This window comes from Marinicrinis sediminis (assembly GCF_042685085.1).
Taxonomy (GTDB): domain Bacteria; phylum Bacillota; class Bacilli; order Paenibacillales; family KCTC-33676; genus Marinicrinis; species Marinicrinis sediminis.
In genome coordinates this window covers 233,500-259,426 of record NZ_JBHUMM010000010.1, presented here as the reverse complement: position 1 = coordinate 259,426, position 25,927 = coordinate 233,500, and the positions used below count along the sequence as shown (strand labels likewise).

General features: G+C 49.0%; 22 protein-coding genes. 12 read left to right on the top strand and 10 right to left on the bottom strand.

All coding sequences use genetic code 11. From position 1 onward, the window contains the following. Window positions 1-14 precede the first annotated feature (14 nt). The gene (locus ACFSUC_RS07125; RefSeq protein WP_379928834.1) at window positions 15-1,367 is read right to left on the bottom strand and encodes an MATE family efflux transporter; all 1,353 of its coding nucleotides are present in this window, start codon (window positions 1,365-1,367) and stop codon (window positions 15-17) included. 117 nt (window positions 1,368-1,484) lie between these two features. On the opposite strand from ACFSUC_RS07125, the gene ACFSUC_RS07120 reads away from it, so the two are divergent. From ACFSUC_RS07120 to ACFSUC_RS07095, 6 genes are all read left to right on the top strand, one after another. Next, window positions 1,485-2,654, top strand: a complete 1,170-nt coding sequence (locus ACFSUC_RS07120; protein ID WP_379928833.1) for a M15 family metallopeptidase — start codon at window positions 1,485-1,487, stop codon at window positions 2,652-2,654. 206 nt (window positions 2,655-2,860) lie between these two features. Beyond that, window positions 2,861-4,516, top strand: a complete 1,656-nt coding sequence (locus ACFSUC_RS07115; RefSeq protein WP_379928832.1) for a spore germination protein — start codon at window positions 2,861-2,863, stop codon at window positions 4,514-4,516. 7 nt (window positions 4,517-4,523) lie between these two features. Beyond that, complete coding sequence (locus ACFSUC_RS07110; protein ID WP_379928831.1) at window positions 4,524-5,717, top strand: Ger(x)C family spore germination protein; 1,194 nt, start codon at window positions 4,524-4,526, stop codon at window positions 5,715-5,717. Window positions 5,718-5,728: 11 nt separating this feature from the next. After that, entirely contained in the window at window positions 5,729-5,965 is a 237-nt protein-coding gene (locus tag ACFSUC_RS07105; RefSeq protein WP_379928830.1) for a hypothetical protein, read from the top strand. 11 nt (window positions 5,966-5,976) lie between these two features. After that, window positions 5,977-7,110 (top strand): GerAB/ArcD/ProY family transporter, encoded by a 1,134-nt coding sequence (locus tag ACFSUC_RS07100; RefSeq protein WP_379928829.1) that lies wholly within the window; start codon window positions 5,977-5,979, stop codon window positions 7,108-7,110. Further along, complete coding sequence (locus tag ACFSUC_RS07095; protein WP_379928828.1) at window positions 7,092-8,285, top strand: GerAB/ArcD/ProY family transporter; 1,194 nt, start codon at window positions 7,092-7,094, stop codon at window positions 8,283-8,285. Before ACFSUC_RS07100 ends, ACFSUC_RS07095 begins: the two co-directional genes overlap by 19 nt. Window positions 8,286-8,473: 188 nt before the next feature. On the opposite strand, the gene ACFSUC_RS07090 is transcribed toward ACFSUC_RS07095, so the two are convergent. Continuing rightward, window positions 8,474-10,369: a PrkA family serine protein kinase gene (locus ACFSUC_RS07090; RefSeq protein WP_379928827.1), complete on the bottom strand. Its 1,896-nt coding sequence runs from the start codon at window positions 10,367-10,369 to the stop codon at window positions 8,474-8,476. A 170-nt stretch (window positions 10,370-10,539) separates the two neighbouring features. Between ACFSUC_RS07090 and ACFSUC_RS07085 the strand changes: the two genes are divergently transcribed. After that, a complete protein-coding gene (locus ACFSUC_RS07085) occupies window positions 10,540-11,256 on the top strand; it encodes a DUF2161 family putative PD-(D/E)XK-type phosphodiesterase (protein WP_379928825.1) in 717 nt (238 codons plus the stop codon). A gap of 41 nt (window positions 11,257-11,297) precedes the next feature. Here ACFSUC_RS07085 and ACFSUC_RS07080 read toward each other — a convergent pair whose 3' ends face one another. From ACFSUC_RS07080 to ACFSUC_RS07060, 5 genes are all read right to left on the bottom strand, one after another. Next, a complete protein-coding gene (locus tag ACFSUC_RS07080; protein ID WP_379928824.1) occupies window positions 11,298-12,260 on the bottom strand; it encodes an NAD(P)/FAD-dependent oxidoreductase in 963 nt (320 codons plus the stop codon). A 235-nt stretch (window positions 12,261-12,495) separates the two neighbouring features. Then, window positions 12,496-13,260, bottom strand: a complete 765-nt coding sequence (locus tag ACFSUC_RS07075) for a sulfite exporter TauE/SafE family protein (RefSeq protein ID WP_379928823.1) — start codon at window positions 13,258-13,260, stop codon at window positions 12,496-12,498. Window positions 13,261-13,638: 378 nt separating this feature from the next. Beyond that, window positions 13,639-14,979: an ABC transporter substrate-binding protein gene (locus tag ACFSUC_RS07070; protein ID WP_379928822.1), complete on the bottom strand. Its 1,341-nt coding sequence runs from the start codon at window positions 14,977-14,979 to the stop codon at window positions 13,639-13,641. A gap of 209 nt (window positions 14,980-15,188) precedes the next feature. Further along, entirely contained in the window at window positions 15,189-16,037 is an 849-nt protein-coding gene (locus ACFSUC_RS07065; protein WP_379928821.1) for a carbohydrate ABC transporter permease, read from the bottom strand. Beyond that, window positions 16,037-16,918, bottom strand: a complete 882-nt coding sequence (locus tag ACFSUC_RS07060) for a carbohydrate ABC transporter permease (RefSeq protein WP_379928820.1) — start codon at window positions 16,916-16,918, stop codon at window positions 16,037-16,039. Before ACFSUC_RS07060 ends, ACFSUC_RS07065 begins: the two co-directional genes overlap by 1 nt. A 268-nt stretch (window positions 16,919-17,186) precedes the next feature. Between ACFSUC_RS07060 and ACFSUC_RS07055 the strand changes: the two genes are divergently transcribed. From ACFSUC_RS07055 to ACFSUC_RS07040, 4 genes are all read left to right on the top strand, one after another. Further along, on the top strand, window positions 17,187-18,995 hold the full coding sequence (locus tag ACFSUC_RS07055; protein WP_379928818.1) for a cache domain-containing sensor histidine kinase: 1,809 nt from the start codon (window positions 17,187-17,189) through the stop codon (window positions 18,993-18,995). Beyond that, on the top strand, window positions 18,970-20,625 hold the full coding sequence (locus tag ACFSUC_RS07050; protein ID WP_379928816.1) for a response regulator transcription factor: 1,656 nt from the start codon (window positions 18,970-18,972) through the stop codon (window positions 20,623-20,625). Before ACFSUC_RS07055 ends, ACFSUC_RS07050 begins: the two co-directional genes overlap by 26 nt. 88 nt (window positions 20,626-20,713) lie before the next feature. Next, window positions 20,714-21,148 carry a hypothetical protein gene (locus ACFSUC_RS07045; RefSeq protein WP_379928815.1) on the top strand — a complete coding sequence of 145 codons (435 nt, stop codon included), beginning with the start codon at window positions 20,714-20,716 and terminating at the stop codon, window positions 21,146-21,148. After that, window positions 21,145-22,251 carry a phosphodiester glycosidase family protein gene (locus tag ACFSUC_RS07040; protein ID WP_379928814.1) on the top strand — a complete coding sequence of 369 codons (1,107 nt, stop codon included), beginning with the start codon at window positions 21,145-21,147 and terminating at the stop codon, window positions 22,249-22,251. Before ACFSUC_RS07045 ends, ACFSUC_RS07040 begins: the two co-directional genes overlap by 4 nt. Before the next feature lie 114 nt (window positions 22,252-22,365). Here the strand turns inward: ACFSUC_RS07040 and ACFSUC_RS07035 are convergent, their stop codons facing one another. Then, entirely contained in the window at window positions 22,366-22,584 is a 219-nt protein-coding gene (locus ACFSUC_RS07035; RefSeq protein ID WP_379928813.1) for a hypothetical protein, read from the bottom strand. 205 nt (window positions 22,585-22,789) lie between these two features. Between ACFSUC_RS07035 and ACFSUC_RS07030 the strand changes: the two genes are divergently transcribed. Then, entirely contained in the window at window positions 22,790-23,851 is a 1,062-nt protein-coding gene (locus tag ACFSUC_RS07030; protein ID WP_379928812.1) for a YheC/YheD family protein, read from the top strand. Between the two features lie 308 nt (window positions 23,852-24,159). Here ACFSUC_RS07030 and ACFSUC_RS07025 read toward each other — a convergent pair whose 3' ends face one another. Continuing rightward, window positions 24,160-24,606 carry an OsmC family protein gene (locus tag ACFSUC_RS07025; RefSeq protein WP_379928811.1) on the bottom strand — a complete coding sequence of 149 codons (447 nt, stop codon included), beginning with the start codon at window positions 24,604-24,606 and terminating at the stop codon, window positions 24,160-24,162. Between the two features lie 184 nt (window positions 24,607-24,790). Next, window positions 24,791-25,588, bottom strand: a complete 798-nt coding sequence (locus tag ACFSUC_RS07020; RefSeq protein WP_379928810.1) for a pirin family protein — start codon at window positions 25,586-25,588, stop codon at window positions 24,791-24,793. Window positions 25,589-25,927 lie beyond the last annotated feature (339 nt).

The window sequence follows — 25,927 nt, the reverse complement described above, 5'->3', positions numbered from 1 at the left end:
GGCCGTCCCTCTTCTTATGAAGCCACCTTCATACGAATATCTTCCCATCTCGTGCGATAAAAGCGCACCGTGACCAGGATGCCGAACAATACCAGATACGTATACAGCGAAAGCCAGGCCCCTGTGCTGCCCCAATCCAAAACAAAGATGGAGAGGTAGGTAAGCGGCACAAACACCAGAAAGCCAAGCAGAAATGACGTCAGGGTCAGAAACGTCGTATCCCCGATTCCTCGCAGTCCCCCGGCATAGGTATTGAGCAGTCCGTCAAACAGTTGCAGGAAAGCGGACATCATAATCAGCTTGCCAGCGAGTTCGTAGACTTCTTTCTCCCCCGTATACCAGTTGGCGATGGAGGAAGCAAATCCATATTCGATGATCCCGAGGACTAGCAGAAACAAGCAGCATAACAAAGCCGTATGCGTACCGGAGAGCCTCGCTTCCCGGGCATTTCGCTTGCCAACATTCTGACCGACAAGGATCGTCGCGGTCGCGCCAAAGCCGAAGGCAGGCATGAAGCCGAACGACATGACACTAAGGGCAATCTCATTGGCAGCGAGCGCATTTTCCCCTAGCCGGGAAATAAATATGGTGAATATCAGCATCGAAATGCTGAGTGAAAATTCCTGAATCCCCAGCTTCCCACTCTCTGTCAGCAGCAGTTTACCTTCTCCTCTGTTCCAGCTTCTGCTTCTTCGGGTCTCATATTTCCGATGATAATAAACGAAATACATAAACAGTGCCCCGACGAGACCCACCCATTCGCCGACCACGTAAGCCCAGCCCGCTCCCCGCAGTCCCATCTCGGCAAAGCCAAAATGCCCGTAGGTCAGTGCATACGTCAGAAACAACACGATGGCATTCGTTGCAATGGAGAGTACCATGGGAGTCTTCGTATCCCCCAGTCCGCGAAAAATACCGTGAAAGACGAAACTGAGAATCGCAAAGCCCATCGCTAAAAAACGCAAAGACAAATATTCCGTCCCGACGCGAATGCCCTTGGACTCCTCACCGCCAATCAAGGTCAGCAGCAGTTCGGAACTGGTCATCCCCAAGATAGCGATCAAAATGGCTACCAGCAACGTCACCTTCAGCGCCATACTCGCCCGCTGAATGCCCTTGTCCATCTCCCCGGCGCCATAGTTCTGTGCCACCAAATAATTGACACTGTGTCCGATTCCGGAAAAAATCGCAAACGCATTGTACATCAGGATATTGACGACCCCCACGATCGCGATGGCGGTCGCACCCAATCCTCCGATCATAACCAGATTGATGGCTCCTGTCGCGGTCATGGATGCAAAAGCAAAAATCGAGGGGATGGCCAGCGATAATATCGCGCCCCATCTTCTAAACAGGCCCAATCTCATGCACCTCTCACTTCTCTGTCTGATTCATGCTGTTCAATTTTACTGAACTCATTTTCTCCTGTTCGCGTCTAAAAATCAATGGTCTATGTTAAGATGAGAGGAGAAAGGAGCCAGACCATGCAAAAACAAAAACCAACCTATCTGATTAGCAGCTTGCTGATCTTGTCTGTCGTCCTTGCCGGATGCCAGTCTTCCACTGAAAATTCCGTGCCGGACAAGCTGAAAGGGCAGACGCAGACCCAGTCGGCATCCGACAATGGTGAGACTAACGAGGCAAGGGATGACGATGACGTAAACCATAAATCTGAAGAAAACGATTCAGGGAACGAGGCAGACGCAGATGCCGGAAAGTCCGATCCTGACCCCCAGTCGGACGATAAGTTCGTGCTGGAGCCCTCGGAATTGACGCTATCTCCGGGAGATCAAGTCAAACTGGAGGCGCTGTGGCTGCAAAAGGACGGAAAACGATCCACCGCTCGCGACAAGCCGGTTTCCTATACAACCAGTTCGCCCGAATGGGTCAAGATCATGGAAGACGGACAGCTCCATCTCAGTGAAGAAACTCCTGTCGGAGCGAAGATTACGGTCAGCGCGGAGCTAAAGTCAGATGGAAGACGCGCCGATTCGGTCATCACCGTGACCTATGCATTGGATAAGAAGCTGTCCAATGAACAGCATGATGCCATTCCGGTCGTTTCCAATCCTTCTGACATGGCCGTTGTGGTAAACAAGCAGCGCAGCTTGCCTAAGGATTACAAGGCAGATGATCTGGTAGAACCTGATGTGCCCTTTTATGTGACGGGTGCCAGTGAGAAGAAACTGATGCGCAAGGAAGCTGCTGAGGCGCTCGAATCCCTGTTTGCCGCTGCTGAGCAAGATGGCATCGAGCTGGCAGCCGTCTCCGGTTATCGATCCTATCACATACAAAAATCGATATTTGAATGGAATGTCGCCAATCAGGGCGAAGAAGAAGCGCGCCGTTACAGTGCCTATCCGGGAACCAGTGAACATCAGACAGGCCTTGCGATGGATGTATCGAGCAAAAGTGCCGGCTATGCGCTAGAGGCTTCATTTGGCGACACGGAAGAAGGAAAATGGGTGGCTGCCCATGCCGCCGAGCATGGCTTTATCATTCGCTATCCGCTAGGGAAAGAAGCGATCACCGGCTATGCGTATGAGCCGTGGCATTTGCGTTATGTAGGTAAAACATTGGCCAAAACCATCATGGAAGAGGGCACGACTCTGGAGGAATTTTTCCAGGAGGCTACGCCGGTTTCCCAGCCCTAGCCCATTCTTCCTTTCCATACAATCTACCCTTTCATCCTGACCGGTGATTGTTTCTGTTTCACCACCCCGTAGATTGTTCTGCTCAACCCTGCCGTACTTGTACCAAAAGCTTTCGCCTGCTCAGGCGGAAGCTTTTTTCATTTCATAAAATCTCATCTCTTGGAAAATACTGAAGAGGAATTCGATGCTGCAAAGGGGGATGCCAGATGAAAATATTTTTGAATCGCAACCGTTCATCAAACGAAAAGCAGACACAGGCATCCCGTACACAGACGAAGCATGCAGGAGCTTCTGCTCCCTCAGGCCATACGTATCCTGAATTTCTGCATTCTTCACTGGCAGAAAATATCGCGGTTCTGAAACAGCAGTTAGGCAAAAGTGATGACCTGGTGGTGCGCTATCTCTCGGTATACACAGAGAAAGACGAGGAAATTCCGGCTGCCTTGGCGTATGTAGATGGCTTGACCGATCAGATGATGATTGAGCACTCCGTGATGTTCCCGCTTCAGGAGCTCGTCAAGCAGGATCATCCGATCCCCCTGCAAGCCCCTATGTCGTACATTCAAAATCATGTACTGCTAAGCACCAATGTCAAACAGGTGGACACGTTCAAATCGCTGTTTTACAGTCTGTTTTCGGGCAACGTAATCCTGTTCCTGCACGATCAGCCGCTCGCGCTCTCGACATGTGTGACGGCCGGAGACAACCGCACCGTAGAAGAACCGTCCTCCGAGACGGTCATTCGCGGCCCCAAGGATTCCTTCACGGAAACCCTGCGCACGAACACGTCCCTCATCCGCAGACGCATCAAGGATGAGCGGCTTCACAGTGAGACTTTTATTCTCGGCAGGGTCACTCATACCGAAGTATCGATCATGTACATACACGGCATCGCCAGCGAGCAGATCATCGCAGAGGTGCGAAGCCGGATCGAGAAGATCGATATCGACGGCATTCTGGAGAGCATGTATGTAGAGGAATTTATCGAGGAAAAGACCATGACGCCGTTTCCAACCGTTTTCCATACCGAGCGGCCCGATGTGGTCTCCGCGAACTTGCTGGAAGGGCGGATTGCCATCTTCGTTCAGGGCACACCGTTCGTCCTGATCGTCCCTACCTTGTTCATTCAATTTTTCCATGCGGCGGAAGACTATTATCAGCGCGCCGATATGGCCATTCTGATCCGGCTGCTGCGCTATTTCGCATTCTTTATCTCATTGCTGGCACCGTCCCTTTACATTGCCATTACCACCTTCCACCAGGAAATGCTGCCTACCCCGCTGCTAATCAGTCTCGCCTCCCAGCGGGAGGGCATCCCGTTTCCTGCATTCATTGAAGCCATCATGATGGAAGTCACCTTTGAAATCATACGGGAAGCGGGTGTACGTATGCCCAGAGCGGTCGGACAGACCGTCTCCATCGTCGGGGCCCTGGTCATCGGACAGGCGGCGGTGGAAGCCGGCGTCGTTTCGGCGGTCATGGTCATCGTCGTCGCGATTACGGCCATTGCCAGCTTTGTATCCCCTAATTACAACCTGGCGATCGCCGTTCGCATCCTGCGATTTGCCTTTATTTTCCTTGCCGCCTCCTTTGGCTTGTACGGGATCACACTTGGGCTGATCGGCATGATCATTCATCTGTGCTCGCTCAAGTCGTTCACCATTCCATATATGGCACCGATGGCGCCGTTTAACCTGGAAGAACAGAAGGATGGCATGCTTCGCTTACCATGGCCCAAGCTCAACAAGCGGCCCACCAGTCTGAGAGTACACAATGAAAATCGTCAGCCACCGCCCCCTTCCCGTGCAAACGCGAGAAAAAAAAGGGCCATTTTCAATATATTGCGAGGTAAAAAGAGTTGATGCCAACATGAAGCGATCATTAATCTGCCTGATGGTCACGGTCCTGCTTGTATCCGCCCTTACAGGATGCTGGAATCGGCGAGAACTAAATGAAGTGGCCATTGCCATGGGCATGTCGATCGATGCAGCGCCCCATAATCAGTATCGGGTAGCCGTTCAGGTTGTGGTTCCATCCCAAGTCTCCTCCAAAACCCGAACCGGGGAGATGGCGCAGGTAACGACCTATGAAGCGACTCACAACTCAGTGCTGGAATGCATCCGGCAAATGTCCACCGTGTCACCGAGAAAAATCTACTTCTCTCATCTGCGCATTCTCATTATCGGCGAAAAACTGGCTAAACAAGGCGTTGCGGGAGCGCTGGAACTGCTGTCGAGGGATCAGGAGTTCCGCAATGACTTTTATGTCGCGCTGGGAAAAGGCCATCCTGCGGAGAACTTCCTGAAGGTGCTCACTCCGCTTGTGCACATTCCAGCCGAGAAGCTGTTTGATTCACTCGACAATTCATCGAAAGTATGGGCACCAACCGTCGGTGTACCGTTAAGTGATTTCTTGTATCAGATCATTGACAAAGGCAGACAACCCGTGCTGACGACGCTGGAAATTAAGGGGAATGGCGATATAGACATGACATCTGAAAATGTGAAAAACATCGATACACCTACTGTACTCGAATATACCGGGCTTTCCATTTTCAACAAGGAAAAGCTGATTGGCTATATGGATCAGGTTGAAAGCAAGGGGTACAACTATATTACCGGCAATGTACGTAATGCGGTAGGGTCTGTACCTTGTGAAGACGAGGGACATTGGGTGATCGAAGTACTACGGGCAAAAACAAACATCGAGTCTATGCTGCAACACGGCAAGCCTGCCTTCTCTGTGTATATTGCGGTAGAAGCGAACGTAGCGGAACTGAAATGCAAGCTCGATCTGAGCGACCCCGAAGTGATCAGCAAAATGGAAGGCATGGTCGAGGAACACGCCCGTAAAACCTTACTGGAAAGCATTCGCAAAGCGAAAGAACTAAAAGCGGACGTATTCGGTTTCGGTCAGGTTCTGCACCGTCAGCATCCTAAGGTATGGAAACCTATAGCATCAGAATGGGATCAGCATTTTACAGAGGTAGACATTGCAGTCAACTTTGATGTTACGCTGCGCAGAACGGGGACGGTCAATCGATCCTTCATGTCTGAAATGTAGGAGGCAAAGTGATGTTCATTGTCCTCATGTTTCTCACCTTGCTTCTGATCACCTGGCTGGTAGAGCAGCATCGTCTGAGCAGGCTTGGCTGGAAAAAGGAGCGGACTCTCTTCTCTGTAATGCTTATCTGGTCAGGCCTGCTTGGAGTCCTGTATGTGAAGCACCATGCGCTCTACAATATCATGGATCCGATTCATCAACTGTTGTCCCCCATCAGCGAATGGCTGTACACTATTTTGTCCGAATAGGAGGAAGGGTCGTGACGAATCAGCAAAATACCATTCGCATCTCCTATTCCCAATTTATTATTTTGCTGTTTACTTTCATCGTGGGGGCTTCTTCCCTGATTAACGCCTCCATTGTAGCAGAGTATGCAAGGCAGGATGGCTGGATCTCCTCACTCATCGCTCAAGTCATTGGCGTGGCAACGGTGTGGCTGTATGTGAAGCTGATCCGGCAGCATCCCGGCAAACACTATCCCCATATGCTCGATCAGGTCTTCGGTTTCTGGCTCGGTCGAGCGATTGCGTTACTGTATATCTTTTATTTATTCGCCATTACCGCCTACTTGCTTCGCATGATCGGTGACTTTGTGACCATTTTCGTTATGCCCGAAACCCCGATGGAGCCGATTATCATCCTGTTTCTCATGTTTGTCCTGTATTGCCTCCTGCACGGGATCAACGTCATTGCACGTTGTGCCGAAATTCTGTTTCCCTGGATCATCACCTTAATGGGCATACTGCTCATCTTTTCCATGCCTATCCTCGATTTGAACAACCTGCAGCCTATGCTGGAGGAGGGATGGAGAGGGGTAGCCAAGGGTCTGTACCCGATTGTCGGCATTCCTTATCTCGATCTGGTCATTTTTCTCTACTTCATTCACCATGTGGAGGCCACATATAAGATTCCTCGTGCTATGCTGTGGACGACCGCAATCGGCGGCAGCCTCATTACCCTGATTACGTCGATCATTTTGTCCGTCATCGGGGCCAATTACACCGGCCGGCAGCTGTTTGCCGGATTCATGCTCGCCCGGCGTATTCACATTGGAGAATTTCTGCAACGGGTAGAGGTGATCGTAGGAGGTTTCTGGATCTTGTCCATGTTTATTAAAATCTGTATTTGCTATTACGCCCTGCTGATCGCCCTGAAGCATGTGACCGGAAGCCGGGAATATACGTTTTTTCTCGTCCCATCGGGGATCATTCTCGTCTTGCTCAGCCTCACGATCGCACCAAATACTGTTTACTTCAAGGATATGCTGACCCACTCGTGGACGCCGCTCGTCCTTCTGTACGGAATTGTGTTTCCCCTCCTCACGCTCGGGGTGGGCTATTTCCGCAAATCAAGCAAAAAAAGGAGGGATTGGCGATGTACAAGCCGTTCATAACCACCCCTCAACTGTTTACCTCGATTGTTTTGTTCGAGCTGGGCAGCAGCATTGTGGTAGGACTGGGCATGCAGGCCAAGCAGGATGCCTGGCTGGCGCTGCTCATTGGACTGGTTCCAGGACTACTTATTTTTGCCGTGTATGCGTACCTGCATGGGGTCTTTCCCCGTTATTCTCTCGTCGGCATTCTGTTTCAGTTGTTCGGTTCCTGGATTGGCTCTTGCCTTTCCATCGTATACATCCTCTACTTTATTTATATTGCATCCCGTGTACTCCGCGACTTCATTTCACTGATCGTGATCGTCACCCTGGATCTGACACCGATCTACATGATCTCGCTGCTCATGCTGGCTATTATATTCTATGCCTGCCAGAGCGGACTGGCCCCCCTGTTGCGGACCGGGATCATTCTCACATTCATTGTGATTGTTTTCTGGCTAATTACGTTTATCCTCTTGCTCCTATCGGATGTCGCGGATTTCAACCGTCTGCTTCCGGTGCTGGAAGAGGGCTGGAAGCCGGTTTTGCAGACGGCCTTTCCCCTGACCGCCACCTTTCCCTTTGGCGAAATGGTCGTCTTCATGATGTTTTTGGGTCAGGTAAAGCAGCCGCGTTCGGTTCTGAGGATTGGTGTCCTAGCTTTGCTGTTTAGCGCCCTTTTGCTCATCATCACGACCATTCTTGATATTGTCGTGCTCGGAACGGAGCAAGCCACGCATAAGGCTTTTCCCTTCTACACGACGGTTACGAAAATTAATATTCGAGAGATTATCCAACGAATGGATGCCCTGGCCGTCTCTATTTTGATTATCGGGATGTTCTACAAAATCTCTCTTTTTTTTTATGCGGCCTTGCAAGCCACCGAAGAGATAGCCGCCCAGCTGCGCAAGGCTCACAACAGCCACAAAGTTGCCTGTGACGACGATTCTTCCCAGACTCCTGCTGTATCGTTTCCGGCTCCATCCCATATCCGGCTGCCGCTCAGCTTGTTGTATGCCGTCATTCTGTTCCTGACCTCCTACTGGGTGGCCAACAATTTTATTCAGCACATTCACATCGGTCTGAAGTGGGTGCCCTTCTACCTGCACCTGCCCTTGCAGTACATACTGCCAGGCCTGATGGCGCTGATGGCCCTCTGGAAATCCAAAAAGACACAACCCTCTCTCTCCACCTGACCGGAAGAGCACACAAAAAGGCCCTCTCTGCCTTTACAGGGAGGGCCTCCCCCTGTAACTGAACCCATGATGGATTCTAGGCAGGAGGGCAGACAGACAACGAACCAGACTGATTACATCATCCATACACGCACGATGGGATAATGGAGCGCCTGACCTGTTGCCTGGTCTGTTGCCTGGAGATTGACCTAGCGGTTCAGCAAGCTGCCCACATAGCGTAACAGCTCATTGGCACTACCGGTCGTGTAGCCATGCTCCTCTACCAGTCGGTCAATGACTTCATTGATTTTCTTCAGTTGCTTTTCATTTGGCGTTTTCGTGGAAGTCGTGATCTTCACAATGTCTTTCAGATCGGCGAACAGCTTCTTCTCAATCGCTTCCCGCAGCCGTTCATGGCTGCTGTAATCGAAACTTTTCCCTTTCCGGGAGTAGGTGGACATGCGGATGAGAATTTCCTCCCGGAACGCCTTTTTCGCATTTTCTGAAATGCCAATCTGTTCTTCAATGGAACGCATGAGGCGCTCATCAGGGTCCAGTTCATCCCCTGTAACCGGATCGGTAATCTTGCCCCAGTTGCAGTACGCTTCAATATTGTCCAGATAGTTCTCAAAGAGGGTTTTGGCCGACTCGTCAAAGGAATAGACAAACGCTTTCTGCACTTCCTTCTTCGCCAGCTCATCGAACTCCTTGCGGGCAAGCGAGATGAAATTGAGATAACGTTCCCGCTCTTCCTTCGTAATGGACGGATGCTGATCCAGGCCCTCTTTCAGTGAACGCAGCACATCAAGCGCGTTGATATGATCCAAATTGTGCTTGATGAGCGCACTGGAAATGCGATTGACGACATAACGGGGATCGATACCCGTCATTCCCTCCTCCAAAAACTCATTTTGCATTTCCTTCAGATCCGTATCCTTGAACCCTTCCACCGACTCGCCATCATACAGTCGCATCTTCTTGATCAAATCCATCCCTTGCTTCTTGCTCTCCTTGAGGCGGGTGAGAATCGAGAACATCGCAGCCGTGCGCAACGTATGGGGGGCAATGTGAACGTGCCGCATATCACTTTGCTGAATCAGCTTCTCATAAATTTTCTCTTCTTCGGAAACCTTGAGGTTGTAAGGCACCGAAACGACAATCATCCGGGACTGCAGCGCCTCATTTTTCTTGTTGCCTATGAACGACTTGTATTCCGATTCATTCGTATGGGCAACGATGAGTTCATCTGCACTGATCAGGGCAAACCGTCCCGCCTTAAAATTCCCTTCCTGTGTCAGGGACAGCAGGTTCCACAGAAATTTTTCATCGCATTTGAGCATCTCCTGAAATTCCATCATCCCGCGGTTCGCCTTGTTCAGCTCCCCATCGAAGCGGTAGGCCCTGGGATCGGATTCTGATCCGTACTCGGTAATAGTCGAAAAATCAATGCTACCCGTGAGCTCAGATATATCCTGGGATTTCGGATCAGAAGGACTGAACGTACCGATGCCAATCCGTTTTTCCTCCGAGAAAAATACCCGCTCCACCGGAACCTCCTCCATCCGGCCGTTATATTCCTGCTCCAGCCGCATGAGACAGGATGGACAGAGACTGCCCTCGATGCGTACCTGCAGCTCCTGCTCCACTTCCTTGCGCAGCTCCTGCGGAATCAGATGCAGCGGCTCTTCATGCATCGGACAACCCTTTATCGCATACACGGCGCCCTCTTCCGTTCGCGTATACTGCTCCATGCCCTGCTTCAGCATCGTCACCAGCGTCGATTTCCCCCCACTGACCGGACCCATCAGCAGCAATATCCGTTTCCGAACCTCCAGTCTCTTGGCAGCCGAATGAAAATATTCCTCCACCAGCTTTTCCATCGAACGATCCAGCCCGAAGATCTCCTGTTCGAAAAACAAATATTTTTTTCTACCATTTTCCTCCGTTACGCCGTGAGAGGCAATCATGTCATACACTCTCGTATGCGCCGTCTTCGCCAGATAAGGCTTCTCCTTCACCATTTGAAGATATTGTGCAAAAGTACCTTCCCAGGCCAGCTCCTGTTCCTTCGCCCGAAATGCTGAAATTCGCTTGAAAATATCCATAGCAGCCTCCTTCCAGTTGTTTTACCATGACTAAATCTGCTCATCTCTGCAGAAGGATCTGTAACCCTAAGATGCAATGTAATAATATCTATGCGAACGGGTCTGGGAAGTTTCCGACTAATTCACCTTTTGATATAATGATGAGCAATATCCCACGGAGGTAAATAACCATGAGTCGCGAGACTGTGTTGTACCCGCCACTGAAACATTTTCTGGAGCATCTCGGCTATGAAGTCAAATCAGAAATTCAGGATTGTGACATCGTCGCCGTCAAAGCCGACCACCAGCACCCGACGATCCTGGAATGCAAAATGCAGTTCAATCTAAGCGTCGTTCTGCAAGCCGTCGAGCGTCTGTCTATCAGCCCGTCCGTCTACATCTGTGTGCCTGCCCATTTGCCCGTCTTTCGATCGTCCCGCAAGGAACGAGCTGTCATTCGTCTCTGCCGTATGCTGGGGATTGGCTTGATCCGGGTCGATCTGTCAACGAGTCATCCCGGATTTGTTGAAACCGTCTGCGAACCCGAACCTTATGAGCCTAGACGCAATGCCCGCAAGTCCGCGCGACTGATGACTGAATTTGCAGCACGTATCGGCGATTTCAACGAAGGAGGCAGCTCTCAGAAAAAGCTGATGACCGCCTATCGACAAAAATCATTGCTCGTCGCGCACACCCTCCTCTCTCTGGAGCACGCTACTCCTGTACAAATCAAAAAAGCCTGCGCGATTGACAACACGCAGGCGATCTTGAGCCGAAATGTATATGAATGGTTTACCAGGGTGGAGAAGGGCATATACGGGTTGAGCGATAAAGGTAGACAAGCGCTAATCGATTATGCGGACATGCTGGAGTTTCTCTTGCACCATCAACCGGATCAAACCCCATGATGCCGTCGAACGCGTACATAACCGCAGTTTGTGAAGGTGGCTCATTCAGACTTGGAAGGAGGCCGTTTGCCCATCAGCCAGCGATGCATCCAGATTGCGGCCTGAGCCCCTTCACCCATGGCAATAACGAGCTGCTCAGAATGATAGCCCACATCCCCTGCTGCCCACAATCCGGGTATAGAGGTCATTTTCGTTCTCGATTCGGTATACAGGTGCAGGTTGTCCATGGATTTCGCTCCAACCTGTCTGGCTAGCCTCGTGTTGACCTGATTGCCTCCCATTGCCAGAAAAGCCTTGCTGATCCGGATCACCTCACCATTACCCAACCGTAATGCCTGCATATGACCCTCCTCATGGCTGATATCTGTCACAGGCGAATGATATACCCGTACGGGCGCAGAGCACAGCCATGCTTGCTGAGCCGAAGTCAAAGGTTGCGTAAAAGGTTCCTGCACGATCCAGACCAGCTCATCTGTATAGGAAACCAGCTCTTGCAGCATATGAATAGCGGCCTGCCCAGTGCCGATGACGGCAGCTGGCTGTTCAAATACCTCGTAGCCATCACAATCGGGACAAATATATACAGAGAGACCCAGACAATCTGGCAAACCGGTTATGGACGGAAGTCGATCTTCTACACCGGCAGACAGCAGCACGACTCTCGCTGTATAAGTGCGTCCTTGATCCGTTTGCAGCCTGAATCCGGGTTCTTCCTGAGTCCCGGTCATGGACAAATCCGTTACCCTCTCGGCTCTGATCTCTACACTGGACCCCTGAAGCTGCTGACGCCCCGCCTCTCGCAGTGACTGACCAGATACCCCGTCAGGATAGCCGAGTATATTGCGATACTGCTTGCAGCGATGTGAGCGGGCATATCCCTTGTCAAAGCATATCGTGACATGTCGATATCGACTGAGCTGAATCGAGGCCTGCAACCCGGCTATTCCTCCGCCAATCACAATCGCTTCCGCCTTCGAACATGCTGTCTCCCTTCCCCTTGTCATGGCCATTGCTCCTTTCAAATGCTTGACCTAATATGTCCGATTCGGGGTGGCGATATGCACCAAAAAAGCCAGTGCGCAAGCAGACGCACTGGTTTTTTTCGATTCTTTCTATCCCGCTTTTCTTTATCTATGGATTTTCTTATCTACGGTTTTTCTATATCTACGGTTTTTCTATATCTACGGTTTTTTTATCTACTGCTTTTCTTTCTTGAGCTGTGTGGCATTTATGTGAAGATTACAGCAGCTTGATACCGCTGATGAGAATCAACGTAGCTACGATGGCTCGAAGCGGCCTCGTTGGCACTTTGGCAGACAACGTACTGCCCAGTATGACACCAGGGATGGAACCGGCCAGCAAATTGAACGCCAGACCAAAATCCACATTGCCAAGACCAGCATGCAGCAAGCCTGCGACCGTCACCAGCAGAAAGGCATGTGCGATGTCCGTGCCCACGACCTCCGACCCCTTCATCGCAAAAAAGTAAATGAGTGCAATCGCGAACAAAGAGCCTGAACCAACGGAAGTCAGTCCCACGACCGCCCCCAGCAAAAAGCCAATGGAGATGGTCATCCATTTTTTCTCTTGCAGCGTTTTGATCTGCCAGCGATTCTGCTTCCTATTGCGATCAAAAAACTGTTTGTAGATCGTGGCAATGGCCACCACGATGAGCATAATACCCAGCGCATGCTTGATGACCGCTTCCTGATTCTGAAACACTTGCTCAAACAGCGTCAGCATTCCGATCGCTACAACGGCGCCGGGGATACTGCCATACGCAAGATAAAGCACCACATCCATCTTAATGGTTTTTTGACGATAATGCTGTATCGTTCCAAACAGTTTGGTTACCGAATTGTAAAACAGATCCGTCCCTACGGCCACCGTTGGGCTAATCCCAATCAACAGCAGAATTGGCGTTAGCAGCGCAGCTCCGCCTACCCCCGTCAATCCCACCAAAAATCCGACCATCAGTCCCATCAGCGCAATCCACATATCCATCGTTTATCCCACCCTTGTACAAGACCCTTGCTAGCATACGCAAACGGAATCGTTGTATATTTTAATTCCGAGTATACGAATAGGAATTTATGGTTTAATTATATGCATGATGAAGAGGACTGTAAATAGGGTTTGCACTTGTTTCCAAAAAAACTTAAAGCACGCAGATCTGCTGATGCATTCAGATTCATCCTATGCGTCTGTTGCGGAATCGGTGCAGGCTGTGATCTCATCACGTGGCTTTCTCTCAAAATAGCAGGAAGGACATGGGAAATCCGATCCTTGTATGACCAACCATACGACTGTATTACAAAATAAAAAGGCTCCGACCGAAGTCGAAGCCTGATTTGTCTCAATGAATCATATGACTCATTTTACTTATTGAGCAGCCATTTCTTCCCACTTGCTCATGAAGTTCTCAAGCAATTGGTCTCTTGTCACTTCACCTGCAATGTATGCCTGCATCATTTCACCCATTGGCTTGGAAGTTGCTTCACCGCCTGGGTATTTGAACCAGTTCCAGCTGATCGTTTTACCAGCGTTTGCATACGTGATGATGTCGGAAGCCAATTGTCCAAGAATCGCTTCGTCTGCTTCAATGGATTTGAAAGCAGGGATGAACTTGAATTCTTCAACAATGGTTTTCTTACCCGCATCGGAAGTAACCATCCAGTTCAGGAAGTCTTTCGCTACATCTTTCACCGGGGATTCTTTCCATACTACCCAGTTGTTCGGAACGCCTACTGGCAATTTATCCATGGCATCTGCATCGTTGTTGATCGGCATTGGCAAGAAGCCAACGTTCAGGTCTGGATTGGTTTCAAGCAATTGAACCTGAGTCCAGTTCCCTTGCTGCATCATCGCTGCTTCACCAAGTGCAAACTCAGTTACTTGCGTGTTGTAGTCTGTTTGAATCGGGTTTTGCTGGGAGTACTTGATCGTCGTATCAACAAGATCCATCCATTGTTGGAAAGACTCTGTATCTTTGAAAGTTGTGGAACCTGCATTCAGATCTTCAACCAACTTGTCTGCATCTGTGTAAGCAAAACCAATGTTTGTGAAATGGTTTCCAAGTACCCACCACTCGCCATAACCGTTCATGAATGGCGTGATGCCAGCATCTTGAAGCTGTTGTGCTACTGCATTCAGCTCGTCAATTGTTTTTGGAAGCTCGGTAATGCCTGCTTCTTCAAACAGGTCTTTATTGTAGATATATCCGTATCCTTCAAGGTTCAGCGCTTGACCATAAAGCTTGCCGTCTTTTGTCATTGGAGGCTTCGCAGCATCTACCAAATCATTTACCCAAGGCTCATTGGACAGGTCTTCCAAATGCTCCAGCCACAGGTCAAGATCCGCAAATCCACCGTTGTTGAAGATGTCAGGCTTGTCTCCGGAGTTGAACTTCGCACGAAGTGCAGCACCATAGTCCGCACCGCCACCTACGGTTTCAATCTCGATTTTCACGCCTGGGTTTTCTTCTTCATATTGTCTGGCAAGAGCAGCCAGCTGGTCTGCAATCTCAACTTTAAATTGCATAATTTTCAAAGTTTTTTCTTCACCGGCATCGCCACCACTATTTGCATTGGTTGCGTTTTCATTTCCTGCATTTCCATTCGTAGCATTGTTTGTTGCGTTATTGTTGTTGCCGTTACCGCAGCCAGCTACGATCGCGAGTACCAGGATGAGCGCCAGGCTAACTAGAGTTGCTTTTTTAAACATTTGAAAACCTCCCCTTTTTAAATGAACATCTATTTTGTGTCTTGCACCCTCATTATAAGAAACAAGGGTGCAAGTGTAACACCGAAGATATTGTACTAACAGGTGCACTAATTTGACACCGCCAAATTTTTCAACATTTCCAGCAAACAACCAAAGTTAGGTCGTTTATTGTCCCGTATCGGGATTTTCATGTCATATCTGCCACAGCATTAGCCTTTGACAGAACCGGCGGTAATCCCTTCAATAATGTGCTTTTGCAGCGCCAGGAAGAAAATAATGATCGGAGCCGCACCCATAATAAGAGCGGGCAGTGCCAAATCCCATTTCTTCATGTACTGTCCGAAGAAAGAGTACGTGGACAGTGGAATCGTGCGAAGGTCTGGCGAATTGATCCACAACAACGGAAGCAGGAAGTCATTCCAGATCCACAGACTGTTCAGCAAGATGATCGTAACGGTCATCGGCTTGAGCAGCGGGAATACAATCTTCCAGAATACACCGTAGGTGGAGCAGCCATCGACGACAGCCGCCTCTTCAATTTCCAGTGGAACAGACTTCATGAAACCATGATACAGGAAAATGGAGAGCGGTACCCCGAAACCAAAGTAACAAATAATCAGTCCCCACATGGTCCCAATCATCGCTTCGCCGCCAATGGTAATCATGCCACCAAGCTTGACGAGTGGAATCATGACGGCCTGGAACGGAATTACCATCGCGGTGACAAACAGAACGAACAACACTTTATTTAGCTTGCTCGGGTTACGCACCATGCGATAGGCTGCCATGGAGCTGAACAAAATAATCCCGATAATACTCAGTACGGTAATGAGCAATGAATTCGTAAAGGCTTTGGGATACTGCATGATCTCCCAGGCCTGTGAATAGTTACTCCAGATAAATTCCTTTGGCAGGTTGGCCGTGTTTGCCACGATGTCACGGAAGCTCTTCACGGAGTTGACAACCAGGAAGTAGAACGGGAACAGGAACAGGATGGCGAGTACGAATCCGATGACTTCAAGAGATAGCAGTCTGAAGGAATAACCTTTGCTGTTCATCAGGCTTCAACCTCCTTCTTCTTCGTATACATAACCTGGATGGTTGTCACAAGGGCAACAATCAGGAAGAATATGAAGGATTTTGCCGTCGCATAACCGAGTCTGCTGTTACGGAAGGCTTCTTCATAGATATTGATGGAAATAACTTCAGTAGATTTGAACGGCCCGCCTTTTGTAAGAGCGATGATAATATCAAAGCTTTTGAAGGACATGGAAATCGTCAGGAACAGACAAACAGTTATCGCCGGCATGACCATCGGAATGATGATATTGCGAAGACGCTGCCATGCACTGGCTCCGTCAATCTCTGCTGCCTCGGACAAGTCCTTGGGAATGTTGACCAGGGCTGCGATGTAAATAACCATCATGTAACCGGCCAGCTGCCACACGCTGACGATGATAATCGCCAGGAAGGACGTCTCGGCATCACCGAGCCACGGAAGATTGAAGAAGCCGATTCCCGTGGATTTGCCCAGCGTGGAGAAGGTCTTGGTAAAAATAAAGTACCAGATATAACCGAGTAACAAGCCACCGATGACCTGAGGCATGAAGAAGATCGTCCGGAATACATTTCTTAATTTCAGTGCCTGTGTCAGCAGCAGGGCCAGACCGAATGCGATAATGTTGATCGCAATAACGGAAATAACCGCCAGCTTGGTCGTGATCCAGAAGGAATTTCTGAATCCGTCATCTTCAAAAAGCACTCTCTGGAAGTTGTCAAAACCGATGATTTCGGCATTCGAACTGATTCCATTCCAGCTGGTAAAAGAGTAATAAATACTCATGAAGAATGGAATGAGTACGATAAGGGCGAAAAAGAAAAACGCAGGTCCTACAAATACGAGCTGATTGAGCCAATCTATCCATTTTCTTGGCTTCATGTGGTGATCCCCCTTACCTAAAGGTATGTTCTTAAATGTGGCTCACGCTTGAATCAAGTTCAGGCTTGAGCACTAATCTGCTATAGCTTTATTATATGTGGAGAATAATTCGTTCATAAAGGAAGGAATATAACGCATCAGGTGGAATATATTGACCAGTCCCCTTTTTTGAATTTTGGCGCCATCGATCGGATCGGCTGCCGGGGATTTGGCTGAAACGTTGAACCGTCACTATGCCAGTGGTCAGACATGGAAAGGGAGGCTGCCCATGAATTTTCTCAGAAACAGTATTCGAAATAAATTGATTGTCCTTTTGCTTGCTGCCACCATTTTGCCGATGGTGACTTCGATGATCTTCACGTATGTGTATACGAAGGAATCGATCAAGGATGACTCCATTCGGGAGAACACCGTGCTGATCAACCAGACCCGCAGCAATATCGAGAATCATCTCAACAGTGTGAATCTCGCCTCCTTGTCTGTTTATAATAATTTGTCAGCAGACCGTGGATTATACCGAATTCTTGAAACAGGTACCGCTTATTGGGGAGCGGAGAATGATCTTCACATCCATCTGACCAATGTTTCCAACAGTGTCAAGGAAACGCATCAGGTGTATCTGTACGCAAGCAAGGCCGACCGTTCGTATCTGGTCATCAATAACCTGTCCAAAAAAGATACGGGCAATAAGCTTCCTCCGCACATTTCACTGACCGAACCGACGGTTGAGGCCACTCATCTGAGTCATACGTACCAATTCCCCGTATTTCCATACAATGAAACGCACTGGGTGTATACGCTGCACAGACCGATCTTCCGCACCCCAACCAAGCAGGTGCTCGGCGTGCTTTCTATGGATATCAAGCTCGATCGCATTGACGAGCTGGCCAAGGATCTGTACGTTCCCGGTGAGGAAGAACTATACATTCTCGACGAGAATCAGACCGTCATTTATGCCCATAACAAGCAGATGCAAGGGAAGCAAATGGTAGCGGGCTGGACCGATCGCCTTAGCGCCATGTCCGAACCATTCGGTCATTTTGAATGGGAGGAGGGGATGAACGTCTACAGCCAGATTGAGAATGAATTTGCTGACTGGACGATCGTCAAGCGTATCCCTTTCAACATGCTCTACCAGGATGCACGGGAACTGACCAAGATCAATTCGTACATTATCAGCATCTTTCTGATTGTGGTCGTGCTGGGCACGCTCGTTATTTCCATCCGCTTCACCGCACCAATCAAGAAACTGATCAAGTCCATCAACCAGATTCAGAGCGGCAAATTACAGGCGGACATCGACACTTCGTCCAAAGATGAGATCGGCACCCTGGCACGCCGCATGAAGACGATGATGCAGACGATCAATAACCTGATTCTGCGCGAATACCGGCTGGAACTCGCCAACAAGACCAATCAGCTCAAAGCGTTGCAGGCGCAAATCAATCCGCATTTTCTGAACAATGCGTTGCAATCAATCGGTACCCTCGCCTTGCAGCGCCAGGCTCCTGACATTTACAAGCTTGTCTCGTCACTGGGACGGATGATGCATTATAATATGAATACGAATGAAAGCATCGTTCCCCTCGAAAAAGAGCTGGAATATGTAAAAGCGTATCTGGGCTTGCAGCAGCATCGGTTTGCCGAGAACCTGTCTATCACCTATGAGATCGAACCGTCAACACGCGCCATACGGGTTCCGAAGATGATCCTGCAACCCATCGTAGAGAACATTTTCAAGCACGCCTTCACCCAGCAGACGATGAAAGACGCCCATATTGACATTACTAGCCGCGTAGAAGCCGACAAGCTTTATCTGGAAGTCGCGGACAATGGAAGCGGGATGCCTGAAGAGAAACGAAGGAGGATGCAGGAGCAACTCGATGAGCTGGATGAACAGGATATGAGCGGTGGCAGCATCGGCCTGTGGAATGTCCTGTTCCGTCTCCGTCTTGTCTTTGAGGAAGAGACCCGTATGATACTGGAGCCGCGACTGCAGGGCCTTACAGTCATTTTGGAAATCCCACTTAAAAAAGGAGTGCCATATCTGTATGACCGAGATCGAAATGAAACCTAGTGTGTTGATTGTAGATGATGAGTCTCATGTCAGGGAAGCCATTCGCCTGTTGATAGACTGGAAGGAATATGCCATAGAGACCATTCTGGAAGCCTCGGACGGACATGAAGCCATCCAGCTGATCGAAGCCCACAAGCCGGAGATCATTTTCACGGATATGATGATGTCCGGCATGAATGGCGTTCAGTTGCTGAAGTGGATTCATCAGCAGCATCCACAAGCCAAAGTGGTCGTGATCAGTGGTCATGATGATTTCGAGTTTGTTCGCAATACGGTAAAATACGGCGGCATGGACTACTTGCTCAAGCCGATCGATCGCGATGAATTGCGGGACACGCTGGACAAAGCGGTTGCCAGTTGGCAAGAGGATGAACAGTTGCGCCAGCAAAAACAGCAGCAGAACATTCAAATGAACCAGTTCAAGCCTGTTTACTGGGACAAGCTGTTCTCCAATCTCATCGAACAACCTTCTTACTGGAATTCCATCTCCGCCGATGTGCGCAAGGAATTTCACCTGGACAATCCGATTCGGCAAGGAAAAATCGTCATCTTGTCCCTCGAAACGGTTACCCAAAAAATCAAGCAGAAATTTCAGCGGCAGATGGATCTGCTGTACTTCACGCTGACGAATATTTGCAACGAGATCTTGAAGGATGCGAAAATGGGCTATGCCTTCCGCTTCTGGAACCGGGAAAAAGAAATCATTTTATTTATTTGGGAACATTTTGACGCGATGGAACAAAAATTGCATCAGATCAACGAAGGAATGTATCGTACGCTCGGAGGCAGATTCCACTTCGGCATCGGAGCGACCGCCCCCTTCCCTGACCGGATCGACGAATCGTACAATGAAGCCAAAAATGCGATCAAGCAGCGCAATTTGCTGGAGAGCAACAAATGGTTCCATCAGCCACAGACGCCACAGGCAGACAAGATCATGAGCAGCCTGCATTTCTCTGACGTCGAGGAAGATATCCGTCTGGCAATTCAAAGTGCCAATCCCAAGCAAATTCGCCATGCCGTCTCAATCTGGATGAACAAGGTGAAGCAGCTTCAGCACATTTCTGTCGTTCAGATCGAGCTGTGGTCGCACGAATTCCAGGTGTTTCAGAAGCAATGGCTGAAGGATGTGGATGCCGATGTTCAGCAAAGCGGCTCCAGCGATTCCCAGCCAAACGGGGAAAAGGAAAACCCGCTCTTCATCTCGCTGAATGATGCCGGGAAAATCGCCTTTGATTCCTGGGAAGAGGAACTGAATCTGTACTTTCTCAAAATCGCCCAGCAGCTCACGAAAGCCCAGCAAAAAAACGATCACAAGGTCATCTATGATATTGCTGAGTTCATCCAGCAAAACTATCATCGCGACGTCTCCCTGCAATTTATTGCCGATCGCTTTTATCTGAGCCGTGAGTACATTTCCCGTAAATTCAAGCAGGAAATGAATGAAAATATCAGCGATTATATCGGAAAAATCCGTATCGACAAAGCCAAGCTGCTGCTGCATAATCCCCATCTCAAAATTTCTCAGATCTCCGAGATGGTCGGCTATCAGGATGAAAAATATTTCAGCAAAGTATTCAAAAAACTGGCTGGTATTTCACCCAATGAATACCGAAAAACAAGCACATAAATTCATGATACAATCCAATCATGCACAATCAACAACCAAATCAAGCATGATCATACTGGAACCCATTCAGTGAGGTGACTAATTCGTCATGTCTTCAGAAATGACATCCGTACCCGCTCCACCTCCAGCCTCTCGCAAAGAGATACAAAAGAAGCGTTCCTGGATCATCGGTATTCTTTTTGTCTTCCTTTGGCTGATGCTGGTCGCAGGCGGTGTATGGGGAGGAAAATGGTATATCGGACAAATGAAGCAACAAGTACTCGAAGAGCTGTCTGCCCAGAACAAGACCCAAATCGAACAGGTCGAGGACGGGTTTAATACGAGAATGGACACTCTTCAAACGGAGATCGATCAAGACATGCAGGCATTAGAAGAGCAAATCCAGACCTTTAATGAACTGCTCACCTTCGCCAATGAAAATGCGACGGATACAACAGACAACAGCACACAGCTCTACAGTCAGCTCAGCGAGATCAAGAAACAACTGGAACAGCTTAAAAAGAACCTGGATGTGCTGAAATGAGGACGATCTGGCATACGTCTCAGAGCATGCATCGTTTCATGTTGCTGGCGATCGCGCCTTTCATCGGGATCTTCCTGGCTCTGTGGATGATGAATGAAGAATGGCAGCTCTCCCCGGCTTCAGCGGACGAGTCTGGAGGCAGTCCGGTGGCAGGGCAGGCTGAGACAGTCCATCAGGAGCGCACAGATGAACTGCTCAAGGATCTGGAGCAGTCCGAGCAACTGGCTTTGAATATTCAAAGTGCCATTCAAACCTCGATACAGCAATATGAGACCATGACCCGGCTGGCAGGAGAAGCCTATCAATCGGCGTCTGTTCAAAGCAAGCGTCCGCTTGCCATTTATGATCGAAGAGTGACGGCAAAGCTTGGCAAACGAATAGGATCGATTTCCTCCGACAAGCTGCATATGGAGCTGTATCCGATCCAGGAAAAAACGTACAAAGGCTATGCCGTCAAAATCGAATTGAAATCGAGAGAAGCCATGAAAATGGTGCTGGGCAAGGATCGTATGGGGTCCAGTGAAAATACGCTCCAAGCCGTCAAGCGCTACCGGGCCGCTGCGGGCATTAACGCCGGCGGATTTGCCGATGATCATCGGTCAGGCAAACGTTATCCACTGGCGACCACCATTGTCGACGGTCAATATATGGGCGGTTTCTATCCGACCTTCAAGGATCTGTTCTTTGTGGGGATAAACGAAAACCTGCGTTTAATTGGAGGCAAATTCTCCAGACAAGACCAGCTCGATCAGTTGAAGCCGATGTTTGGCGCCTCCTTCGTACCGATTCTGATGCTCGACGGTCACAAGCAGTCGATTCCGAAGAAATGGCTCACCTCGCCCAAACGGGCAGCCAGAACCATTATTGGGGATTTCAAGCATGGTCAACTGCTATTCCTGATCATTGAAGGCACGGATGACTTCGGACGAACAGGCGCTACGCTGCCTGAACTGCAAGGCCTGTTATCGCGTCTTGAAGTGATGGATGCCTACAATCTGGATGGAGGCGGATCTACTACGCTCGTATGGAATAACCGGGTCATGAACCGGATTCCCGATGGCCAATTGCGTCCGCTTGCCACTCATTTCCTGTTTTTCAGATGACCCGTTCTAGGTTTTCTTTCATGCAAAAAGCGCGATCCCATTCCGTGGAGACCGGAAAAAAGGATCGCGCTTTTCAGCTTTTCCAGACGACCTTGTGTAATTGGCTGCGGGTAGCTAGGATTCCGTTTCAATCGAGGTAATCTTCACACAGCAAAATGCAATCGGATCGCCATTTGCCCTGGTGAAAAACAGAAAATTCTCGTCGTTTCCCGTAAACGTCAGCGGTTCACTTGGTTCAACATCACCGGCTTCCGTATTCACGCGAAAGCTTCCTCCCACGTTCAGGATTTCCTGCCAGGCCGCACATGAACATCCTGCATCTCTGCCTCCCATTTCCATCACCTCTCCTTTGCGCGATGAATCGCTCACCCTACATGTTATGTCTGTCTGAATGAGGGGGAACGGGAATTTGTCCCCTTGGTTCTCATCAATCGGGCTGTCATAATGCGGATATAAAGAGTCGAGAGGACAACCATCCAATAAAAACATCTTCTCCCAGCATAGGATATAGAAAATTGACAAGCGGTAAGGTGATCGCATGAAACGAGCCATCCGATTGGGTATTCTCGTTCATTCCTTTGACGAGCTGGATCGTTATCTTCCTTATTTCACCAGTTCTGACCACGCACAGGCACAGATTTATCTCTTCCGTTACCGGGATATTTGCTGGAAGCGCGAGCGAATCACGGCCATACACTTTGCAGATCAATGGCGACGGACAGTGCGTCCTTTTCCTGATGTGGTCTTCAATCGAACGTATTCCAGTCAGATGAAGCGTGTTCACAGGCTGGAACGAAAAATGGGACGAAACCGGGTCTTTAATCATATTACGAAACTGGACAAGTGGAGCCTGTATCACGTGATGAATACGATGTCTGCCTCCATGCCAAGCACCAGCCTTCCCAAAACTGTTCTCTACCATCCGGACACGCTCATTTCAATGATCCAATCCCATCCGAATCTGATGATCAAAGCCACGCGCAGCTCTCTCGGACGCAACATCTGGTGGGTCTCACGCTCCGACCATGTCTATACGGTTTTTCAGGATATGAATACACCGCTGCATACTGCGCAGACCTCTGAAGAACTGCGCACGCTTCTCCATATGATCTTGCCTCCGACACACCGATATCTCATTCAGCAAAAACTGGAGCTGCTTCAGATTGACGGCCGTTGCGTTGATTTTCGGATCATGATACAAAAGAACAGATATGGAAGCTGGGAAGCAACCGGCTCCCTTGCACGCATTGCATATAAGGCCTATTTTGTAACAAATATGACCAAGCAGGTGACCGATATCCCAACCATCCTGGAAAGGGCCGGTTTTTCCTCCGATCAGATCACTTGCTATATGCGAAACATCCATCGCCTCTGTCTTCATCACGCAGCGTCCATTGACTTGTCTGGACTCCATTTCGGGGAACTGGGCTTTGACGTCGCTCTCGACACATCGGGCCGTATCTGGGTGCTAGAGGTGAACGGAAAGCCTTCCAAAAAATGTTTTCTTCAACTAAACGATCATGCGATCATTAAGCGGCTGTATACCCAGCCAATTGCCTATGCCACCTATCTGGCCTCCCGGTCCCGCGCGCATTCATGATAATTGTCACAGCCTCTCCATTTTCTTCTTGCCCACGAATCGGTTATAATAAGGTATAATCAACTTCACAATGGAAATGGTATACACAGGGGAGGTTTCAACATGGGTCTTGCATTTTGGATCATTATGCTGGTGATGGTACTTTTTCTCGCTGCAATTATGACATCTTCTTACAACGAAGATCAAACAAAAGGTCTGTAAAAAGTCAAGCAGGCAAGATATACAAGCAAGTTAAACACAAGAAGACGGAACTCTGAGTCACAGGAGTCCGTCTTCTTTGTATTTGTATGGATGAAAGTATTCAGGATTTATGCCTCCGAATGACTGACTGCATCCACTTCATTGACCGGCTTGCCATTCAGTACAAGGCTCATTTTCAGACCACCATGAAGTGAATTAGAGACTGAACAATACTTTTCTTCCGCCATTTTCATCGCTCTCCAAACCCGGTCCGCAGGTGCTTTTCCCTCTGCAATGACGACAAAGTCATATCCGGTGAAATTTTTGGGCCAATCCTCTGCCTGATGACCTGTAATCTCGATTTTCAAGCTGTCCACGGGCTGTTGCATTTTATCCAGAATGGCCGTGATATTGATTCCCATGCATCCGGACAAACCAAGCAGCAACAACTCCATCGGAGAATGACCAGAACCTTCGCCGCCATGATCAATACCCGCGTCCATTCTCAGTTCATATTCCGTCGGCCCTTTGGCGGTAAAAGCCATTTTCCCCTGCCACTGTGCTTCAATTTTCATGCGTATCGCTCCCTTGCTGGTCTTTGTTCTCCTATATTGTTTCGAGCTGTGATGATCCTATCCAAGGAGTTTTCTTCCGCCGTCACCTTATATCGTTCTAACGAAACAGGCGCCATATCTTTCTGGTGCTACAGGCCCTTCAAATCGTGTTATTGCAGCAAAATGAGGTGAGAAGTCCATCGCATTACCGCTTCGGATACAGACGATAATCGACCTGAGCCGGAACCTTTATCACAATCAGTCTGACAGGTTTTGTTGATGCCGCCTGAAACACCAGTTCCATCTCTCCATCTGCCTCATAAACGAGAAAATCACCTGCTTGCATTTGTGCATTGGAAGGATTCCGATGCGTATCACGCTCCTCACTCATTTGTGTGTAAACCTGAGCTTCTCCCTCCAGTAGCAAGCCTGCGACCGCCTTTCCCTTGCTCAGCGGATAACGCCATATCGCTTGTTCACCCAGTTCCACATCCTTCATCACAGCGGGTACTTCAAGCTGTGCGGGACTGTTGTCTCCCAGCACTTCCTTCACCGTCACCCCTTCGTGCTGTAGCCTTGGAAAATCGTCATGTTCAAACTGCCGATAAGTAGGCGGATGGTGAACGGTCTTCTCCAGATTCGGTTCAAACCAGATCTGAAACCCTTCCATTTCCGGCCCGATCATTCTTTCCTCATGCTCCACTCCTGAACCCGTCTGCATAAGCTGCACCCCGCCAGCCTGTACCGTACTGCGTGTACCGAGTGAATCTTGATGGGCTGCTTTGCCCTTGATGACATAGGTCATAATTTCGAAGCCGTGATGAGGATGCATCGGGATATGGCCTTCTGACTCTGCTCGAAACCACGCCCAGTAAAACAAGGGACCTACCCGCTTCACCACAGACCCCTCTCCAGGAAAACCGATGGGTTTTTGTTCAACGATCGCCCCTCCATCAAACTGACCGACACCCTGCAAATGTTTGGGATATATACGAATGCTCATGTTGTCTCGCTCCCCTCTCCAATTATCTTGAATTCAAGATATTAATTTGTTCGTATCATACCGGAAAACACGAGCACTGTCAAACTACATATCTTGAGGATTTCACGACATCACGATTTCGCGATTCCACGAATTCACGATTTCATGATTTCACCATTTCGCGAGTCCATGATTCAATTTCCCGAATTCATTAGATCATGACTTCACTACTTTTCGATTGCACGACTTCACGATTTCATGATGACTTCATGATGTTATAATTCGTCACTTTCTAAATTTCTAACTTCTGATTCCGCTTTTCTCTTTTCGTTTTTTGCTTTTCACTTTTTTATTTTTCGA

What these genes read in the sequence shown, in the direction of transcription:
- ACFSUC_RS07095 (WP_379928828.1), top strand. Translation starts at nt 7,092, where the DNA reads ATGTACAAGCCGTTCATAACCACCCCTCAACTGTTTACCTCGATTGTT.
- ACFSUC_RS07040 (WP_379928814.1), top strand. Translation starts at nt 21,145, where the DNA reads ATGAGGACGATCTGGCATACGTCTCAGAGCATGCATCGTTTCATGTTG.
- ACFSUC_RS07030 (WP_379928812.1), top strand. Translation starts at nt 22,790, where the DNA reads ATGAAACGAGCCATCCGATTGGGTATTCTCGTTCATTCCTTTGACGAG.
- ACFSUC_RS07050 (WP_379928816.1), top strand. Translation starts at nt 18,970, where the DNA reads ATGACCGAGATCGAAATGAAACCTAGTGTGTTGATTGTAGATGATGAG.
- ACFSUC_RS07070 (WP_379928822.1), bottom strand. Translation starts at nt 14,979, where the DNA reads ATGTTTAAAAAAGCAACTCTAGTTAGCCTGGCGCTCATCCTGGTACTC.
- ACFSUC_RS07115 (WP_379928832.1), top strand. Translation starts at nt 2,861, where the DNA reads ATGAAAATATTTTTGAATCGCAACCGTTCATCAAACGAAAAGCAGACA.
- ACFSUC_RS07090 (WP_379928827.1), bottom strand. Translation starts at nt 10,369, where the DNA reads ATGGATATTTTCAAGCGAATTTCAGCATTTCGGGCGAAGGAACAGGAG.
- ACFSUC_RS07045 (WP_379928815.1), top strand. Translation starts at nt 20,714, where the DNA reads ATGTCTTCAGAAATGACATCCGTACCCGCTCCACCTCCAGCCTCTCGC.
- ACFSUC_RS07035 (WP_379928813.1), bottom strand. Translation starts at nt 22,584, where the DNA reads ATGGGAGGCAGAGATGCAGGATGTTCATGTGCGGCCTGGCAGGAAATC.
- ACFSUC_RS07025 (WP_379928811.1), bottom strand. Translation starts at nt 24,606, where the DNA reads ATGAAAATTGAAGCACAGTGGCAGGGGAAAATGGCTTTTACCGCCAAA.
- ACFSUC_RS07125 (WP_379928834.1), bottom strand. Translation starts at nt 1,367, where the DNA reads ATGAGATTGGGCCTGTTTAGAAGATGGGGCGCGATATTATCGCTGGCC.
- ACFSUC_RS07120 (WP_379928833.1), top strand. Translation starts at nt 1,485, where the DNA reads ATGCAAAAACAAAAACCAACCTATCTGATTAGCAGCTTGCTGATCTTG.
- ACFSUC_RS07105 (WP_379928830.1), top strand. Translation starts at nt 5,729, where the DNA reads ATGTTCATTGTCCTCATGTTTCTCACCTTGCTTCTGATCACCTGGCTG.
- ACFSUC_RS07080 (WP_379928824.1), bottom strand. Translation starts at nt 12,260, where the DNA reads ATGACAAGGGGAAGGGAGACAGCATGTTCGAAGGCGGAAGCGATTGTG.
- ACFSUC_RS07065 (WP_379928821.1), bottom strand. Translation starts at nt 16,037, where the DNA reads ATGAACAGCAAAGGTTATTCCTTCAGACTGCTATCTCTTGAAGTCATC.
- ACFSUC_RS07110 (WP_379928831.1), top strand. Translation starts at nt 4,524, where the DNA reads ATGAAGCGATCATTAATCTGCCTGATGGTCACGGTCCTGCTTGTATCC.
- ACFSUC_RS07075 (WP_379928823.1), bottom strand. Translation starts at nt 13,260, where the DNA reads ATGGATATGTGGATTGCGCTGATGGGACTGATGGTCGGATTTTTGGTG.
- ACFSUC_RS07055 (WP_379928818.1), top strand. Translation starts at nt 17,187, where the DNA reads ATGAATTTTCTCAGAAACAGTATTCGAAATAAATTGATTGTCCTTTTG.
- ACFSUC_RS07020 (WP_379928810.1), bottom strand. Translation starts at nt 25,588, where the DNA reads ATGAGCATTCGTATATATCCCAAACATTTGCAGGGTGTCGGTCAGTTT.
- ACFSUC_RS07060 (WP_379928820.1), bottom strand. Translation starts at nt 16,918, where the DNA reads ATGAAGCCAAGAAAATGGATAGATTGGCTCAATCAGCTCGTATTTGTA.
- ACFSUC_RS07085 (WP_379928825.1), top strand. Translation starts at nt 10,540, where the DNA reads ATGAGTCGCGAGACTGTGTTGTACCCGCCACTGAAACATTTTCTGGAG.